The 17,271-nt window shown below is 61.9% G+C and carries 17 protein-coding genes; 12 read left to right on the top strand and 5 right to left on the bottom strand.

What is annotated here, in order from left to right:
* The first annotated feature begins 182 nt into the window (after nt 1-182).
* The 3 genes from QMK47_RS16135 to QMK47_RS16125 all read left to right on the top strand — a co-directional run bounded on the left by QMK47_RS16135 (nt 183) and on the right by QMK47_RS16125 (nt 4,589).
* Complete coding sequence (locus tag QMK47_RS16135; protein WP_018601605.1) at nt 183-1,013, top strand: p-hydroxycinnamoyl CoA hydratase/lyase; 831 nt, start codon at nt 183-185, stop codon at nt 1,011-1,013.
* Between the two features lie 108 nt (nt 1,014-1,121).
* Nucleotides 1,122-2,570, top strand: a complete 1,449-nt coding sequence (locus QMK47_RS16130; RefSeq protein ID WP_320388725.1) for an aldehyde dehydrogenase — start codon at nt 1,122-1,124, stop codon at nt 2,568-2,570.
* A gap of 141 nt (nt 2,571-2,711) precedes the next feature.
* A complete protein-coding gene (locus tag QMK47_RS16125) occupies nt 2,712-4,589 on the top strand; it encodes a feruloyl-CoA synthase (RefSeq protein WP_320388724.1) in 1,878 nt (625 codons plus the stop codon).
* 182 nt (nt 4,590-4,771) lie between these two features.
* Here QMK47_RS16125 and QMK47_RS16120 read toward each other — a convergent pair whose 3' ends face one another.
* Complete coding sequence (locus QMK47_RS16120; RefSeq protein WP_253475316.1) at nt 4,772-5,089, bottom strand: DUF883 family protein; 318 nt, start codon at nt 5,087-5,089, stop codon at nt 4,772-4,774.
* A gap of 160 nt (nt 5,090-5,249) precedes the next feature.
* On the opposite strand from QMK47_RS16120, the gene QMK47_RS16115 reads away from it, so the two are divergent.
* Nucleotides 5,250-5,504, top strand: coding sequence for a hypothetical protein (locus QMK47_RS16115; RefSeq protein WP_003181187.1), 255 nt, complete (start codon nt 5,250-5,252; stop codon nt 5,502-5,504).
* Between the two features lie 3 nt (nt 5,505-5,507).
* Here QMK47_RS16115 and QMK47_RS16110 read toward each other — a convergent pair whose 3' ends face one another.
* Complete coding sequence (locus tag QMK47_RS16110) at nt 5,508-6,416, bottom strand: LysR family transcriptional regulator (protein WP_320388723.1); 909 nt, start codon at nt 6,414-6,416, stop codon at nt 5,508-5,510.
* An 86-nt stretch (nt 6,417-6,502) separates the two neighbouring features.
* Here QMK47_RS16110 and QMK47_RS16105 point away from each other — a divergent pair, with 86 nt between their 5' ends.
* Nucleotides 6,503-7,426: a carbon-nitrogen hydrolase family protein gene (locus QMK47_RS16105; protein ID WP_258688229.1), complete on the top strand. Its 924-nt coding sequence runs from the start codon at nt 6,503-6,505 to the stop codon at nt 7,424-7,426.
* Here the strand turns inward: QMK47_RS16105 and QMK47_RS16100 are convergent, their stop codons facing one another.
* The gene (locus QMK47_RS16100; RefSeq protein ID WP_320388722.1) at nt 7,427-7,897 is read right to left on the bottom strand and encodes an LEA type 2 family protein; all 471 of its coding nucleotides are present in this window, start codon (nt 7,895-7,897) and stop codon (nt 7,427-7,429) included.
* A gap of 315 nt (nt 7,898-8,212) precedes the next feature.
* Here QMK47_RS16100 and QMK47_RS16095 point away from each other — a divergent pair, with 315 nt between their 5' ends.
* From QMK47_RS16095 to QMK47_RS16080, 4 genes are all read left to right on the top strand, one after another.
* Nucleotides 8,213-8,929, top strand: coding sequence for a helix-turn-helix transcriptional regulator (locus tag QMK47_RS16095; RefSeq protein ID WP_003202404.1), 717 nt, complete (start codon nt 8,213-8,215; stop codon nt 8,927-8,929).
* Nucleotides 8,930-8,980: 51 nt separating this feature from the next.
* Entirely contained in the window at nt 8,981-9,322 is a 342-nt protein-coding gene (locus QMK47_RS16090) for a nuclear transport factor 2 family protein (RefSeq protein ID WP_072348557.1), read from the top strand.
* 241 nt (nt 9,323-9,563) lie between these two features.
* Nucleotides 9,564-10,685: a cell division protein ZapE gene (zapE, locus tag QMK47_RS16085; RefSeq protein WP_253475304.1), complete on the top strand. Its 1,122-nt coding sequence runs from the start codon at nt 9,564-9,566 to the stop codon at nt 10,683-10,685.
* Nucleotides 10,686-10,742: 57 nt separating this feature from the next.
* Nucleotides 10,743-11,237, top strand: a complete 495-nt coding sequence (locus tag QMK47_RS16080) for a GNAT family N-acetyltransferase (protein ID WP_253475301.1) — start codon at nt 10,743-10,745, stop codon at nt 11,235-11,237.
* A gap of 24 nt (nt 11,238-11,261) precedes the next feature.
* Here QMK47_RS16080 and QMK47_RS16075 read toward each other — a convergent pair whose 3' ends face one another.
* Both QMK47_RS16075 and QMK47_RS16070 read right to left on the bottom strand, forming a co-directional pair.
* Nucleotides 11,262-13,001 carry a phosphoethanolamine transferase CptA gene (locus QMK47_RS16075; RefSeq protein ID WP_253475298.1) on the bottom strand — a complete coding sequence of 580 codons (1,740 nt, stop codon included), beginning with the start codon at nt 12,999-13,001 and terminating at the stop codon, nt 11,262-11,264.
* A gap of 367 nt (nt 13,002-13,368) precedes the next feature.
* Nucleotides 13,369-13,542 (bottom strand): DUF6026 family protein, encoded by a 174-nt coding sequence (locus QMK47_RS16070; RefSeq protein WP_018601582.1) that lies wholly within the window; start codon nt 13,540-13,542, stop codon nt 13,369-13,371.
* A gap of 250 nt (nt 13,543-13,792) precedes the next feature.
* On the opposite strand from QMK47_RS16070, the gene gnd reads away from it, so the two are divergent.
* The 3 genes from gnd to QMK47_RS16055 are packed head-to-tail and all read left to right on the top strand — an operon-like array spanning nt 13,793 to nt 17,132.
* Nucleotides 13,793-14,797, top strand: a complete 1,005-nt coding sequence (gene gnd, locus QMK47_RS16065) for a phosphogluconate dehydrogenase (NAD(+)-dependent, decarboxylating) (protein ID WP_258691246.1) — start codon at nt 13,793-13,795, stop codon at nt 14,795-14,797.
* Nucleotides 14,794-16,314: a glucose-6-phosphate dehydrogenase gene (gene zwf / locus QMK47_RS16060; protein ID WP_320388721.1), complete on the top strand. Its 1,521-nt coding sequence runs from the start codon at nt 14,794-14,796 to the stop codon at nt 16,312-16,314. Before gnd ends, zwf begins: the two co-directional genes overlap by 4 nt.
* Nucleotides 16,311-17,132 (top strand): HAD family hydrolase, encoded by an 822-nt coding sequence (locus QMK47_RS16055; RefSeq protein ID WP_253475292.1) that lies wholly within the window; start codon nt 16,311-16,313, stop codon nt 17,130-17,132. Before zwf ends, QMK47_RS16055 begins: the two co-directional genes overlap by 4 nt.
* Nucleotides 17,133-17,271: the final 139 nt, after the last annotated feature.

Here is a 17,271-nt window from a genome sequence, read left to right as displayed (position 1 = left end):
CAAGGCTATCCAGTTTGCCGGGGTTGCGGCGCCCTGGCTATGGGCTCGCGCATATTCGAGATTTGTAACCTTCGATCCAGGCCCGGAAAAATACAGATAAATCGATTAATAGTTAATTGACATAACTATTTTTCCGGTTTAGTTTTTGATCATCTTCAGCCAAGAACAAGAGAGCACGCATCATGAGCAATTACGAAGGTCGCTGGAAAACGGTCAAGGTCGAAATCGAGGAGGGCATCGCCTGGGTCATCCTCAATCGCCCGGAAAAACGCAACGCCATGAGCCCGACCCTCAACCGCGAGATGATCGACGTGCTCGAGACGCTGGAGCAGGATCCGGCCGCTGGCGTATTGGTGCTGACCGGGGCCGGTGATGCCTGGACCGCTGGCATGGACCTCAAGGAATATTTCCGCGAAGTGGATGCCGGGCCGGAAATCCTCCAGGAAAAAATCCGTCGTGAAGCGTCGCAATGGCAATGGAAGCTGCTGCGCATGTACGCCAAGCCAACCATCGCCATGGTCAACGGCTGGTGCTTTGGTGGCGGTTTCAGCCCGCTGGTGGCGTGTGACCTGGCGATCTGCGCCGATGAAGCCACCTTCGGGCTCTCGGAAATCAACTGGGGCATCCCGCCGGGTAACCTGGTCAGCAAGGCCATGGCCGATACCGTGGGCCATCGCCAATCGCTGTACTACATCATGACCGGCAAGACCTTCGGCGGGCAGAAAGCCGCCGAGATGGGCCTGGTCAACGAAAGCGTACCCCTGGCGCAACTGCGTGAAGTGACTGTGGAGCTGGCGCGCAACCTGCTGGAAAAGAACCCGGTGGTGCTGCGGGCCGCCAAGCATGGTTTCAAGCGCTGCCGCGAACTGACCTGGGAGCAGAACGAGGATTACCTGTACGCCAAGCTCGACCAGTCGCGCCTGCTCGACACCGAAGGTGGCCGCGAGCAGGGCATGAAGCAGTTCCTGGACGACAAGAGCATCAAACCGGGCTTGCAAACCTACAAGCGCTGAATCGACCGGCGAATGGCGGGCCGCATCCCGCTGTTCGCTGCGTCGCCCTGGCGCTACTGTTACACCGCTGCGATGTATTCCCGATAAAGACAATAAAGAGGAATCACCATGCTGGACGTGCCCCTGTTGATTGGCGGCCAGTCGTGCCCGGCCCGTGACGGCCGGACCTTCGAACGCTGCAACCCGGTGACCGGTGAGGTGGTGTCTCGCGTGGCCGCCGCCGCCCTGGAAGATGCCGACGCCGCCGTGGCTGCTGCCCAAGCGGCGTTTCCCGCCTGGGCCGCGTTGGCGCCTAACGAACGCCGGACGCGGCTGTTGCGTGCGGCCGAGCAGTTACAGGCCCGCAGCAGTGAATTCGTCGCTGCTGCCGGCGAGACCGGTGCCATGGCCAATTGGTACGGTTTCAACGTGCACCTGGCGGCGAACATGCTGCGCGAAGCCGCTTCCATGACCACCCAGATCAATGGCGAAATCATTCCTTCGGACGTGCCTGGCAGTTTCGCCATGGCCCTGCGTCAGCCTTGCGGCGTGGTGCTGGGCATCGCCCCCTGGAACGCTCCGGTGATTCTCGCCACCCGCGCCATCGCCATGCCCCTGGCTTGCGGTAACACCGTAGTGCTCAAGGCTTCTGAAATAAGCCCGGCGGTGCACCGGCTGATCGGCCAGGTGTTGCAGGACGCAGGGTTGGGTGACGGTGTGGTCAACGTGATCTGTAACGCCCCCGCGGATGCGCCGGCCATTGTCGAACGATTGATTGCCAACCCGGCGGTGCGCCGGGTCAATTTCACCGGTTCGACCCACGTCGGGCGCATCGTCGGCGAACTGTCGGCGCGCCACCTCAAGCCCGCGTTGCTGGAACTGGGTGGCAAGGCGCCGCTGCTGGTGCTGGACGACGCCGACCTGGACGCTGCGGTGCAAGCAGCGGCCTTCGGAGCCTACTTCAACCAGGGCCAGATCTGCATGTCCACCGAGCGACTGATCGTCGATGCCAGCGTGGCGGATGAGTTCGTCGCCCGCTTGACCGCGAAGATCGCCACCCTGCGCGCCGGTGATCCGACGGCCGCTGATTCGGTGTTGGGCTCGTTGGTCGACGTCAGTGCCGGCCAACGCATCAAGGGGCTGATCGACGATGCCCTGGCCAAAGGTGCAACGCTGGTCACGGGTGGGCAGTTGGAAGGCAGCATCCTGCAGCCGACTTTGCTCGACGGCGTCACTGCGCAGATGCGCCTGTACCGCGAAGAGTCCTTCGGGCCGGTGGCCGTGTTGCTGCGCGGTGACGGCGATGAAGAGCTGCTGCGCCTGGCCAACGATTCCGAGTTCGGCCTGTCGGCTGCCATCTTCAGTCGCGACACGAGTCGTGCTCTAGCCTTGGCCCAGCGGGTCGAGTCGGGCATTTGCCACATCAACGGGCCGACCGTGCATGATGAGGCGCAGATGCCCTTCGGCGGGGTCAAGTCCAGCGGTTACGGCAGCTTTGGCGGCAAGGCGTCCATCGAGCATTTCACCCAGCTGCGTTGGGTGACCTTGCAGAACGGTCCCCGGCATTACCCGATCTGAAACCCGTCGCATCGTGGGCGATCGAGCCTTGAAGGCCATCGCCCGGATGCAGGCCAGAATAACAATGACAAGGCCGCAGCCTAGTGCTGCCACGCTCCGCTCGCATCGCGACCCGAGTGTGCCTTGGTGGAGGAAATGTACGTGAGTTCCGAGTCCAGATCGTCCTCCCGACCCGAGGCCGGGCGGTATCGCCAGGTGTCGATTGGTCATCCTGCCGTCGAAGTCCGGGAAGAGCGTGGCGTCTTGCACATGCGCTCCCTGGAGCCCCTGGCCCCGCTGCCGGCGCGATTGCTCGAGCGCCTGGTGCACTGGGCCAAGGTGCGCCCAGAGCAGACGTTTATCGCGGCCCGTGAAGCCGGCGGTGACTGGCGTCGAGTCAGTTATGCGCAAATGCTCGACAGTGTCCGGGCCATCGCCCAAAGCCTGCTCGGTTACGGTTTGTCGGCGGAGAAACCCTTGGCGCTGCTCTCGGGCAACGACATCGAGCACCTGCAAATGGCCCTCGGCGCGATGTACGCCGGTATTCCCTATTGCCCGGTTTCGCCGGCCTATTCATTGCTGTCCCAGGATTTCGCCAAGCTGCGCCATGTCTGCGATCTGTTGCAGCCGGGGCTGGTGTTTGTCAGTGAAGCCGCACCGTTCGAGCGGGCAATCACTGCCGTATTGCCGGCGGACGTGCCCTTGATCACGGTGCGTGGCGAGATGGCAGGCCGGCCCAGGACAAGCTTCGCCAGCCTGCTGGCCCAACCCGGCGGTGTCGAGGCCGAGCAGGCGTTCGCTGCCACCGGCCCGGACAGCATTGCCAAGTTCCTGTTTACCTCAGGCTCCACCAAGCTGCCCAAAGCGGTGATCACCACCCAGCGTATGCTTTGTGCCAATCAGCAGATGCTGCTGCAGACCTTTCCGGTGTTCGGCGAGGTGCCGCCGGTGCTGGTGGACTGGTTGCCGTGGAACCACACGTTCGGTGGCAGCCACAACGTTGGCATCGTGCTGTACAACGGCGGCACGTTCTACCTGGACGACGGCAAACCCACCGCCCAGGGCTTCGCCGAAACCCTGCGCAACCTCAAGGATATTTCACCGACCGCCTACCTGACCGTGCCCAAGGGCTGGGAGGAACTGGTCAGCGCCCTGGAGCGGGACGGTGAGTTGCGCGAGCGTTTCTTCAAGCGCATCAGTCTGTTCTTCTTTGCGGCGGCGGGCTTGTCCCAAAGCACCTGGGACCGACTCGACAAGGTCGCCGAACAGCATTGCGGCGAACGTATCCGCATGATGGCGGGCCTGGGCATGACCGAGGCGGCGCCGTCCTGCACCTTTACCACCGGGCCGTTGTCCATGGCCGGCTACATCGGCCTTCCAGCGCCTGGCTGCGAGGTGCGCCTGGTGCCGGTGGACGGCAAGTTCGAAGGGCGTTTTCGCGGGCCGCACATCATGCCCGGCTACTGGCGTTCGCCGCAGCAAACGGCCGAGGTATTCGACGAGGACGGTTTCTACTGTTCGGGGGATGCGATCAAGCTGGCCGATGCCAGCCATCCGCAACTGGGGCTGATGTTCGATGGGCGGATCGCCGAGGATTTCAAATTGTCTTCCGGTGTCTTCGTCAGCGTCGGGCCGTTGCGCAACCGGGCGGTGCTGGAGGGCACGCCCTACGTCCAGGACTTGGTGATTACCGCGCCGGATCGCGAGTGCCTGGGGGCGCTGGTGTTCCCACGGCTTGCTGAATGCCGGCGCTTGTCAGGCCTGGGCGCGGACGCCAGTGACGCCCGGGTTCTTGCCAGCCCTGCGGTGCGCCAATGGTTCGCCGACTGGCTGCAACGCCTGAACCGCGAAGCCAGCGGCAACGCCAGTCGCGTGGAGTGGATCGCCTTGCTCGATGAGCCAGCCTCCATCGACCGCGGTGAAATCACTGACAAGGGCTCGATCAACCAACGGGCGGTGTTGCAGTGGCGGGCGGGGAAGGTCGAGGCGCTGTATCGCGGGGAGGATGCGTCGATCCTGCGGGCGGGAGCAGTGGCTTAAAGCAAGACCTTGTGGATGTTCATAAATGGCAGGCTCATCCAAAAACGCCTGTGGGAGCGAGCTTGCTCGCGATGGCGGTGGTTCAGCAGCGTTGATGTTGCCTGACCCACCGCTATCGTGAGCAAGCTCGCTCCCACAGTTTTAACCACTTACACAATCTCTTGGGGGCTGGAGGCTGTTCCTTAACGCCGTCCCAACAACAAGCCCACCACCAGCCCGAAACCGGCGGAAATCGCCACGGTCTGCCAGGGGTGGCCGCCAATATAGACCTCAGTGGCGTCGACCATGGGGCGGGTGCGCTCCCGTGCGCTGGCGACCGAATCAAGCGCTTGTTGCAGTTTCTGGGAGATCTGGCCGCGCAGGTCGTCAGCGTCTTCACCCACCAGCGAGGCACTGCTTTTGAGCAGCTTCTCCGATTCTTCGATCAACGCCTTCAGTTCGCTGAAGGCTTGATCCTTGATTTGCTCTCCATTCGCTTGCACGGTGCTTTTACGGGCCATTGAAGTGCTCCTTGTTGATGATGGCATTGATCAATGGAGTGCTGCGCTTGTGCAAAAGTTGCAACGTTTGGCCTTGTCGGCGCAGCCCATCACAAATCGTGGTTAAGACGTTTCCCTGCAAGGTGTAAGATGGCGCCTATTTACGCAACAGGTAATTCCCATGAGCTTCAATCTGGCTGACAAGCCCCTGGCCGAGCGCGCCGCGCTGGAAGACGAAAAATCCCGACTTTTTGAACTGTGGCAAAACAACCTGGGCAAAGCCAAGGGCGATGCTGCCCGCTTGTTCGGCGAGCGCTCCAAACGCAAGGGCAAGTGGGCCGAGTGGGTGCGTGCCGAACTGGACGGCATGTCGCCGCCGGAGTACGCCAACATGGTGCGCAGTGAAGTCAATCGACTGATGGCTGCCAACAAGTAAGCCTCAGGCGAATGTTGCCGTAATGCCCTCGCGAACCTTGATCACCACTGGGTCCATTTGCGTGTGGGTTCGCCATCCCAGTTCGATGGGGTAGCGGGGCAAGGCCAGGGGGCAGGGCAGCAAGGTCAGGCCGCTGAGGTCGGCGATGGCCCGGGCGGCATGGGCCGGGATGGTCGCCACGGCCTGACTGCCCTTGAGCAGGAACGGCAACGCGGCAAAGTGGGTGGTCGAGGCACAGACTCGTCGACTCAGGCCAAGCCCGGCCAGCCCTTCGTCGGTGATGCCGATGAAACCACCTGAAGACACCAGCAGATGTTCACGGGCCACGAACGCCTCCAGGCTGAGGGAATGTTGGCCTTGCGCCAGGCTCGCCGGGTCCAGGAGGCAGGCGTAATCGCCTTCGCCCAACACCTGGCGGCTGAGCAACCGCTGGGCGAACCCGCCCGCTGTGATCGCCAGGTCAAGGTCGCGCTCCATCAGGGCTCGGCCGACGATCTGGCTGTGGGTCTGGCGGAAAATCAAGCGCAGGCCCGGCGCGCGGTGGGCCACTTCTTCAATCAAGCGTCGCCCATGGGCAATCTCGAAATCGTCCGACAGGCCGACGATGACCGAGCGGCCTTCGTAATGGCTGGCATCCGGGTCGACCATCGCCAGGCTCTGGCGACATTTATCCAGTGCTTCACTGATCACCGGCTTCAGTTGATTGGCCCGCAACGTTGGCGCGAGGCCCCGGCCCGTGCGCACGAATAATTGATCGTCATACAAACCGCGAAGCCTGCGCAGCGCTGCGCTGATGGCCGACTGGGTCACGCCCAGGCGCACGGCGGCGCGGCTGGCGCTGGATTCGTCATGCAAGGCTTCGAAGGTCTTGAGCAGATTGAGGTCGATGTCGGCGATATTCATAAGGCTCATATCATTTAGCAGCATTCTGGGCTTTATTCATGATCGACCGCTGCTTGAGAATCAGCAACACCTGATGATCAAGGAGTTGAAAAACCATGCCCAAATCCATTGTGGCTGCCCTGCAGATCGGTTCGTTGCCTGGCGGCAAGGGCGAGACCCTGGCACAGATCCTTTCCTACGAAGAGGCCATTCGCGAGGCTGGCGCGCGCCTGGTGGTGATGCCTGAAGCGCTGCTGGGTGGCTATCCCAAGGGCGAAACGTTTGGGACTCAACTGGGTTACCGGTTGCCGGAGGGGCGCGAGGCGTTTGCCCGCTATTTTGCCAATGCCATTGACGTGCCCGGCGTTGAAACCGAAGCGCTGGCCGGGCTGTCGGCGCGTACGGGGGCGAGTCTGGTGCTGGGCGTCATCGAGCGTGTCTGCAGCACCCTGTACTGCACCGCGCTGTATTTCGAACCCGAGGCGGGCCTGGTGGCCCGGCACCGCAAGTTGATGCCCACCGGCACCGAGCGGCTGATCTGGGGCAAGGGCGATGGGTCGACCTTGCCCGTGATCGACAGCCAGGTCGGCCGGGTCGGCGCGGCGGTGTGCTGGGAAAACATGATGCCGCTGCTGCGCACCGCGATGTACGCCAAAGGGGTGGACGTCTGGTGTGCGCCAACGGTGGATGAGCGGGAGATGTGGCAGGTGACCATGCGCCATATCGCCCACGAAGGTCGCTGTTTTGTGGTCAGTGCCTGCCAGGTCCAGGCCTCGCCGCAGGCCCTGGGTATCGAGGTCGCGCACTGGCCGGCCGAGCGGCCGCTGATTGCCGGAGGCAGCGTGATTGTCGGGCCCATGGGCGATGTACTCGCCGGGCCGCTGAAGGACCGCGCTGGGCTACTGACTGCCGAAATCGACACCGATGAGCTGGTGCGGGCGCGCTACGACTATGACGTGGTGGGGCATTACGCCAGGCCGGATGTGTTCGAGTTGGTGGTGGACGAGCGCGTCAAGCCCGGTGTGCGTTTCACCGCCTGATCACCAGTTGGCGGCGGAGCCCGGCAGGTCGAGGGTTCCGCGGTCGACGAAGCGTAGGGTGCCGAATACGCCGCCGGCGAGCTTGCCCTTGAGCACATAGGGCAGGTTGTCCAGGCTTTGGGTCTGGCTCAGGCCCAAGGTCTGGCGTAACACCGAAAACGCCGAAATGCTCACCGGGACACTGAGGATCGCCTCGGAAAAGCGCGGGATCGAACCGCTCTGGTCACTGACCCCCGTTGCCAGCGTACGGTCGTTGACCTCCAGGTCCAGCGCCACGCCGTTGTAGTCGATGGCGGTTTCGTTGGGGTTCTGCACGCGCAGTTTCACGGCGAAACGCACCTCCAGGCCCTGGTTGGGCAAGGGTTCGATGCCGACCACGTTGATGTTCAGCGGATCACGGTGGGGGAAGAGGGCGCAGGCGCTCAGGCTGAGGAGGATCAGGAAAAGGGACAAGCCGAGGATTCTGCGCATGGACAAGCTCTCAAAGAATGAAAAAAACCGGCGGTGATTGAGCACGATACCCCACAGGGGCCCCACGGCAACCAACGAACCTTTGACGAGGGCGCCTTTGTGGCGAGGGAGCTTGCTCCCGCTCGGTTGCGCAGCAACCGCAAAAGCTAGGGGCCGCTGCGCCCGAAGCGTCGGACCGGCCCAGCGGGAGCAAGCTCCCTCGCCACAAAAGCTCATGCCGCATGGATTCATGCGACGTGGATGGAGGGCTCCTGACAGTTTCTGACACCAGCCTCTGCTAATCTGCGTCAACTTTTTTCTTCTGGATAGTCCATCGTGTCGCGTACCTCTCGGTTGCTCACTTTGCTGCAAGTCTTGCGGGGCAAGCGTTGCCCGGTCACCGCTGCGACATTGGCGGGCGAACTGAACGTTTCCGAGCGCACCTTGTACCGCGACATCGCTGAACTCACCGCCCTTGGTGCGCCGATCCAGGGCGAAGCGGGCATCGGTTATGTCTTGCGCAGCGGCCTGTTCCTGCCGCCACTGATGTTTACCGCCGATGAAATCGAGGCCATTGTGCTGGGCTTGCGCTACGTCGATCAGCGCGCCGACGAGGTGTTGGGCAAGGCAGCCGCCGACGCCCTGGCGAAGGTCGCTGCAGTGCTGGCCCCCGATGTGCGAGACGCCTTGCGCAACCCCACGGTACTGCCCGGCCCACCGGGCTATGGCTATCCGCAGAACACGGTGGAACTGAACGTGTACCGCCAGGCCATTCGCGCCCAGGCCAAGCTGCACATCGATTACGCCGACGTGAACAAGACCCCGAGCCAACGCTTGATCTGGCCGCTGGCCCTGGGCTTTTTCAATGAGGCGCGGGTGGTGGTGGCCTGGTGCGAATTGCGTGGCGCCTATCGGACTTTTCGCACCGACCGGATTGCCTCTGCCACCGAGCAGGGCGAGCGCTATCCGGGCCGACGCAGCGACTTGCTGCGCGACTGGTTTGCGCTGATGAAGCTGGACGAAACCGGGCGGTTCACTCCTGACAAAAACTGACACAACGCTGTTCTAGCATGGTGCCAGATCGATAAAACAAGGAGCCGTACCATGTCCAATCCCGTCTCTTCCCTGGCCCCGGCCATCGCCGGCTACATTGCGGCCGCCAATGCCCGTGACAGTTCGGCGGTGACGCGTTTCTTCGCCGAGGATGCCAACGTGTTCGATGAAGGCCAGCACCGTGTTGGCACCCAGGCCATCGCCCAATGGATGGAAGACACTGCCCGACGCTTCCAGCCACGTGTGGAAGTCCTCAATGTGCAGCAACGTACTGGCAAGGTGCTGGTGCAAAACCTGATCTCCGGGACATTCCCCGGCAGCCCGCTGGAGTTGCGCTACACCTTCCGGCTCGATGAGCAGGGCAAGATCAGCCGGTTGGATATCTCAATCTAAGTTCTGCACCCAGGTCTGTGGGAGCAAGGTCTGTGGGAGCAAGGCTTGCCCGCGATAGTCGCGCCGCGGTCCAACAGCCAAACCGCGTTATCGTTCATCGCGGGCAAGCCTTGCTCCCACAGGGCATGCTTCCACAAAAACTTGCTCCCACAGATAAACCCCACGCAACAGTTCTACGCAGAGTTCCTGCAGTCGCCTGTCATGGCATACTCCCCACCTTCGTTTTCCGGACCCGGGCCGTATGACTTTCGACTCCCCCTTGAGTGCCTGGCAGCATGCCATCGAGCACCACGGCTTCGTCCAGGACGAGGCCCAGGAACTGGCCATCATGACACTGGAGCAATGCCACAAGGCGTTGCACGAAGGTCGCAAGTCGATCAAGGGCGTCTATCTCTGGGGTCCGGTGGGACGTGGCAAGACCTGGCTGATGGACCGCTTTTATGAAAGCCTCAAGGTGCCGGCCCGTCGACAACACTTCCACCATTTCATGGCGTGGGTGCATCAGCGTTCGTTCCAGCTCACAGGCACGCCAGATCCTTTGCAGGCCCTGGCCCGGGAGTTGAGCGCTGAAGTTCGGGTGCTGTGTTTCGACGAACTGTTTGTCAACGACATTGGCGATGCAATCATCCTCGGGCGCCTGTTCCAGGTGATGTTCGAGCTGGGCTTGGTAATGGTCTGCACCTCCAACCTGCCGCCGGAGGAGCTCTATGCCAACGGCCACAACCGTGAGCGTTTCCTGCCGACCATCACCGCGATCAATCGATATATGCAGGTCGTGCCGGTGAACGGCTGGCAAGACCATCGCCAGCACCCAGGCCAATTACAGCAGCGTTATTGGCTGCGCGATCCCGGGCAACCGGATCCGCTGGGTGACGTCTTCAACCAGTTGACCACCGGGCAAGCGTCGAGCAGTGCGCCGATCGAGGTCGGTCATCGCCTGCTTGAACCGGTCCAGGCCAGCGACAGCGTGCTCTGGAGCCGTTACTCCGATCTGTGCGAGCAACCGTTCTCGGCGTTGGATTTCATGGCGCTGTGCGACCGCTTCAGCGTCATCCTGCTCAGTGATGTACCGTGCCTGAGCGCCGAACAACGCGAAGGGCGCATTGCCCGTGGCACCGAAGACGGTGTCGAACGGGTCGAGGCCGGTGATCGCGAATTGCCGCAGTTGTCGATCCATGACGATGGCGTACGGCGCTTCATCGCCCTGGTCGACGAATGTTATGACCGCAAGGTGCCGTTGTGCCTTTCGGCCCAGGTGCCGATGGATGAGTTGTATACCGAGGGCTATCTGCAATTCCCGTTTCGCCGTACCCTCAGCCGCCTCCAGGAAATGCAAATGCAACGTTTTGGTCAGCGAGCCTGACCTGTATCCCGCCGACGGCTTCGAGCCAGCGGCACTAACGAAATGAGATGGAAGGTCATGGAAGAAGCCAAGGGCATCCTTGTACTGCAAGCCAGCTACACCAACCCGGTTCACGCCGAAGCGATCTGTCATGTGCTCAATGGCTATGCGCAGGACCCGATGGGCGGAGGACATCCATTGCCGGCAGAGGTGCTGCTGCATCTGCCCGAGGAACTGGCCAAGCGCCCCCATGCCTTCAGCGTGCTGGCTTTCGTCAACGGCGAACCGGCGGGGCTGGTCAATTGTTTCGAAGGTTTTTCGACCTTTGCCTGCCGGCCACTGGTGAACATCCACGACGTGGCGGTGATGAAGGATTTTCGTGGGCTCGGGCTGAGCCAGAGGATGCTGCAGAAGGTCGAGGACATCGCCCGCCAGCGTGGTTGCTGCAAGATTACCCTGGAAGTGCTCGAGGGCAATGCCGTGGCCCAGGCCAGCTATGCCAAGTTCGGCTTTGCCGCCGGCATGTTCGACCCGGCCCACGGGCCTATGGAGTTCTGGATCAAGCCCCTGTAAAAGCGGGCTTCTGATGGGTTTCGGTTATTTCTGCACGACTGCGGCCGCCGGTGCCTTGGGCTGCATCAGGCTGAAGTCGATCAGGGCCTTGCGTGGGGTTTGATAGGGGTCGCCAATCAACAGCGGGCGCGCCTTGAAGTCCGCGCTGACCAGGCTCTTGCTGTGGTCCAGCTCATCAAAACTCAAGCCTGCCAAGTCTGCCCAGGTGTGAATCAGGTGCGAGCTGCTGTAGGGGCGCGAGAGGTCGCCGGCAAAGTTCCAGTCATGGCTTTCGCGCCACTTGGGCGAGGCCCAGGCCATGAAGGGGATGGTGTACATCGGCGCGGTCGGCTTGCCTTCGTTACGGCCCAGTGTGCCGTGGCCTGGCGAGTCGAACACGTCTTCACCGTGGTCCGACAGGTACAGCAGGAAGCCGTTGGGGTCGGTCTTGGCGTAGTCCTTGATCAGGCTGGACACGACGAAGTCGTTGTACAGCACCGCGTTATCGTAGCTGTTGTAGGTCGGGACCTGATCGTCACGCAGGCCCGCCGGTACGCCTTGGCGGTCGGTGAACTTGTTGAAGGTCGGCGGATACCGGTACTGGTAGCTCATGTGGGTGCCGAGCAGATGCACCACGATCAGCTTGCGCGGGGCGCTGTCGGCCAGGGCTTTGTTGAACGGCTCGATCACATCACCATCGTACTGCGCGGCATTCTGGTTGCGGTTGTTGTTCAGGTACACCTGCTCGTCGGCCTGTTGGGAAAAGGTCGTGAGCATGGTGTTGCGCTTGGTCATGGTCTGCTGGTTGGTGATCCAGAAGGTCTTGTAGCCGGCCTGTTTCATCATGCTCACCAGCGACGGCGTGCTCAGGTACAGGTCCGGACTCTCCTCGTCGGCGAACGTCAGCACCTGCTGCAGGGCTTCGATGGTGTAGGGGCGCGGGGTGACGACGTTGTCGAACACCGACAGCTGGCCCTTGAGCTTGTCCAGCTCAGGCGTGGTTTCCCGCGGGTAACCGTAGAGGCTCATGCGCTGGCGGTTGGTGGATTCGCCGATCACCAGCACCAGGGTGGCCGGCTGCTCTGCCGTGGCATCCTTGAGGTTGCTCAGGGGTGGAATCTTGCTGGCGCTGTGGAGCATGCCTTGCATGTTCTCCAGCTGTTCACCGTAGCGACGATAGGCCACGAGCATTTGCCATGGCACGGCTGGCTCGATGCGATCTTCGAATTTCTCCAGGCCACCGGCAAAGCTGCCGGTACGCTGGGTCTGCTTGATCAGCGGATAACCGACCACGGCCAGGACAATGGCGACTGCTGCGACCATGGCCCGGCCCCGGGGCAGGTACACCGGGCGCAGGCGGGTCCAGAGCCAATAGCCGACGGCGGTGTGGGCCAGGAACGCCGCTACCATCCACCAGGCAAAATACTGTGTCAGGTACTCGCCGGCTTCAGACACGTTCGATTCGAACATGATGAAGATGACGCTCTGGGAAAATTCTTGCTGGTAAATGAAGAAGTAGCCCAGGCTAGCCATGGAGCAGGCCCACAGCACCACGCCGATCAAGGCGGCGAGCACGCGCGTGCGGGCGGGGAAGAGCAGCAGGGGCGCCAGCCACACCGCGCTCATCACGAACGCTTGGCGAAAGCCGGTGAAGCCGGAGGTGTCGCTCAACAGAATGAGCAGTTGGGTGATGCCAGAGAAGTACCAGAAGAACAGAAACAGCCAGCCAAGCCCGGCCCAGTCGAAACCTTTCGCAGTCGTTTTGCTGCGTTTGAACAAACTCATCAAGCGCTCCAGCCTTTGTCGACGAAGCTGTCGGCACCGGATTGGTGACCGCAGGCATACGCCGAGCAACCCTAAAGGCGGGGAGTATTGCGAGCCGGTTGTGAAAAGTTTGTGAGTTTTTCGGATATAAATCGGTGACCGGGGTGCGAGCGCACCTTGGGTAAGGGATTTATTTGTGGGAGCAAGGCTTGCCCGCGATGCAGGCGATGCAGTCTTTCAGGGACCGGGGTGCCTGTTTCGCGAGCAAGCTTTGCTCCCACAGCCCAGCGGGGACAAATCTCCTCGCCACAAACACACATGGCGGACTCGCATGGAAATGACACCGGTTTGGCCAGTGTCACTTCCTGGCGCTGTGCTTCTGGGGCGGTTACCGAGCCAGGGACTGGCTCTGGTGGGGCAGTTGTGCGTGTTGCAACTGCATGCGCAGCTGCATCACTTCATCAAGCAGTAGATCGCGTTCTTCCTTGAGTAGGCGCAATTCATCGCGACGAATGGTCACATAAAGGGTTTGGGGAGGACGTGCGGTAACGACAGGGCCCATTGCTCACCTCGCAAATGGCGTACATCAACTATAGAGATGTCGCCAGTATTTGGTCGACACCTCTACTATCGGCGCCGATTCTGATTTCTTTTGCTTGTGATTGGAACTTTTTTATTTTTCATGGTCGCTGTGGCTTCGGCCGGATCTTGAGCGTTATCCCTTGTGATCGCTCGAATTACCCGGAAACTATGCAGCAATGCTCTGGACTAACCTCCACGTGTCTTACGAGCTAAATCTTTGACTTACCTTTATTTGTAGTAGGGAGCATCAGCACATGCAACTCGGGATCATTGGACTGGGCCGCATGGGCGGCAATATTGCGCGGCGCCTGATGCTCAATGGGCACACCACCGTCGTCTATGACCGCAATGCCGCTTTTGTCGAAAACCTGCACCAGGAAGGCGCGATGGGCGTCGCGGACCTCTCGGCACTGGTCGCCGGCCTGGAAAAGCCACGGGCGGTCTGGGTCATGCTGCCGGCCGGCGCACCCACCGAAGACACCATCAACGTCCTCAGCGAACTATTGGAGCCGGGCGATGTGATCATTGACGGCGGTAACACGTACTACAAGGACGACATCCGTCGCGCCCAGGCCCTGTCGGAAAAGGGCCTGAGCTACATCGACGTTGGCACCTCCGGCGGTGTTTGGGGCCTGGAACGCGGTTACTGCATGATGATTGGCGGCGATGCCGACGTGGTGAAGCGCCTGGACCCGCTGTTCGACAGCCTGGCGCCGGGCATGGGCGACATCCCGCGCACCCGTGATCGCAAATCCGACGATGACCGCGCCGAACGTGGCTACATCCACGCGGGCCCGGCCGGTTCGGGGCATTTCGTGAAGATGATCCACAACGGCATCGAATACGGAATGATGCAGGCCTTCGCCGAGGGTTTTGACATCCTCAAGACCAAATCCAGCGAAAGCCTGCCGGCTGAGCAGCGTTTCGACCTGAACGTCGCCGATATCGCCGAAGTCTGGCGTCGCGGCAGCGTGGTGTCGTCCTGGTTGCTGGACTTGACCGCCGACGCGCTGGCCAGCGATCCGAAACTGGACGGTTTTTCCGGCGAAGTCGCCGACAGCGGTGAAGGGCGCTGGACCATCGAGGCCGCCATCGAGCAAGCGGTGCCGGTTCCGGTCCTGTCCAGTTCGTTGTTTGCCCGTTTCCGCTCGCGCCAGCAAAGCACGTACGGTGACAAAATGCTCTCGGCCATGCGCTTCGGCTTTGGCGGTCACGTGGAGACGCCGAAAAAATGACCTCGATCGGCAGCAAATCCAAGGCAGAACCCGCGCCGCCGACCACGTTGTTTCTGTTCGGCGCCCATGGCGATCTGGTCAAGCGTCTGCTGATGCCGGCGCTTTACCACCTCAGTCGCGACGGTCTGCTGGGCGATGGGCTGCGCATCATCGGGGTTGACCACAACGCCATCAGCGATGTGGATTTTGCCAAGAAACTCGAGGACTTCATCCGTAACGAAGCGGCGAGCAAGGGCGGCGACGCCGACCGGGCGCTCGATCCCGTGCTGTGGGCCAAGCTGGCCAAGGGCATCAGCTACGTCCAGGGTGATTTCCTCGATGAGAGCACCTACCAGGCGCTGGCGGCGAAAATCGCCGCCAGCGGCACCGGCAACGCGGTTTTCTACCTGGCGACCGCGCCGCGCTTTTTCAGTGAAGTGGTCAGCCGCCTCGGTGCGGCCGGGCTGCTTCAGGAGCAGGAGGGCGCCTTCCGGCGGGTGGTGATCGAAAAGCCGTTCGGCTCCGACCTGTATACCGCCGAAGCGCTGAACGCCTGCCTGCTCAAGGTCATGAGCGAGAAACAGATCTATCGCATCGACCATTACCTGGGCAAGGAAACGGTGCAGAACATTCTGGTCAGCCGTTTCTCCAACAGCCTGTTCGAGGCATTTTGGAACAACCACTACATCGACCACGTACAAATCACCGCCGCCGAAACGGTCGGTGTGGAAACCCGCGGCAGTTTTTATGAACACACCGGCGCCCTGCGGGACATGGTGCCCAATCATCTTTTCCAACTGCTGGCGATGGTGGCCATGGAGCCGCCAGCGGCGTTTGGTGCTGACGCCGTGCGTGGGGAAAAGGCCAAGGTCGTCGGGGCGATCCGGCCCTGGTCGGTGGAGCAGGCCCGGGCCAACTCGGTCCGCGGCCAGTACACTGCCGGTGAAGTCGGCGGCAAGGCGGTAAACGGTTATCGCCAGGAGGCCAACGTGGCGCCCGACAGCAGCACCGAGACCTACGTCGCCCTCAAGGTCATGATCGACAACTGGCGGTGGGTTGGCGTGCCGTTCTACCTGCGTACCGGCAAGCGCATGAGCGTGCGGGACACGGAGATCGTCATCTGCTTCAAGCCCGCGCCTTACGCGCAGTTTCGCGACACCGAAGTCGACGAACTGCAACCTACGTACCTGAGAATCCAGATCCAGCCCAATGAAGGCATGTGGTTCGACCTGCTGGCCAAGCGGCCGGGGCCGGCACTCGACATGGCCAATATCGAATTGGGATTTGCCTACAAGGATTTCTTCGAAATGCAGCCATCCACGGGTTACGAAACCCTGATCTACGATTGCCTGACCGGTGACCAGACGCTGTTCCAGCGCGCTGACAACATCGAAAACGGCTGGCGCGCCGTGCAGCCATTCCTCGATGCCTGGCAGCAGGACGCGGCATTCCAGCCCTACAAGGCCGGTGAAGATGGCCCGGCGGCCGCCGATGAATTGCTTACCCGCGACAGTCGCGTCTGGCATGGCCTCGGATGAATGATCTGGTGAAGCCCCCCATCCGTTTCCTGCTCAGCGACATGGACGGCACATTGCTGCTGCCTGATCACAGTCTCAACCAGCGCACCGTCGAGGCGGTTCGCTCATTGCGCGAAGCCGGTGTGCTGTTCAGCCTCGCCACCGGGCGACCGCCGCGGGCCATGCTGCAGCAGATCGAGGCCCTGGGTGTCGACCTGCCCACGGCGGCGTTCAATGGCGGCACGCTGGTTCATCCCGATGGCAGCTTTCTTGCCGTCCACTACCTGCCACCCGAGGCGGCGCTGGCCACACTGGCCCTGTACGCCGATCAGCCCGGCATCGAAGTCTGGGTATTTGCCGATGGCGACTGGCTGGTGCGCGACGCCAACGGTCCGATGGTGCCGGTGGAGACGCGTGGCCTGGGTTACCCACCGGTAGAAGTCGAGAGTTTCGAGCCGTACCTGGAGCGGATTGACAAGATCGTCGCCACCAGCGCCAACACCGACCTGCTGGTGGAGCTGGAGGCGCGGCTGCATCCGCTGCTCAAGGGCCAGGCCCAGGTGTCGCGCTCGCAACCGATCTACCTGGATGTGACGGCCATGAAGGCGAACAAAGGAGAAGCGCTGTCGACCCTGGCGGCCTTCCTCGATGTGCCGCTGGAGCAGACAGCGGCCATGGGCGACGGTGGCAACGACCCGGCGATGTTCCACCGCGCGGGATTGTCGATTGCCATGGGGCAGGCGGAGGAGGCGATCCGGCGTCAAGCGGATGTCGTGACCGCCACCGTTATCGACGACGGCGCAGCGCTGGCGATCGAACGCTACATCTTGCCGCGATAAGCTTTGGCCCTTTGTGGCGAGGGAGCTTGCTCCCGCTGGGCCTGTAGGAGCTGACGAGCGAAGCGAGGCTGCGATCTTTCCCCTGCTACTTGAGTCTCAAGCGAAAGATCAAAAGATCGCAGGCTTCGCCAGCTCCTAC

It is taken from the genome of Pseudomonas sp. P9_35 (assembly GCF_034008205.1).
Classification (GTDB): Bacteria; Pseudomonadota; Gammaproteobacteria; order Pseudomonadales; family Pseudomonadaceae; genus Aquipseudomonas; species Aquipseudomonas kilonensis.
The sequence above is the reverse complement of the archived record's forward strand: the minus strand, read 5'-3'. Positions and strand labels throughout refer to the sequence as shown.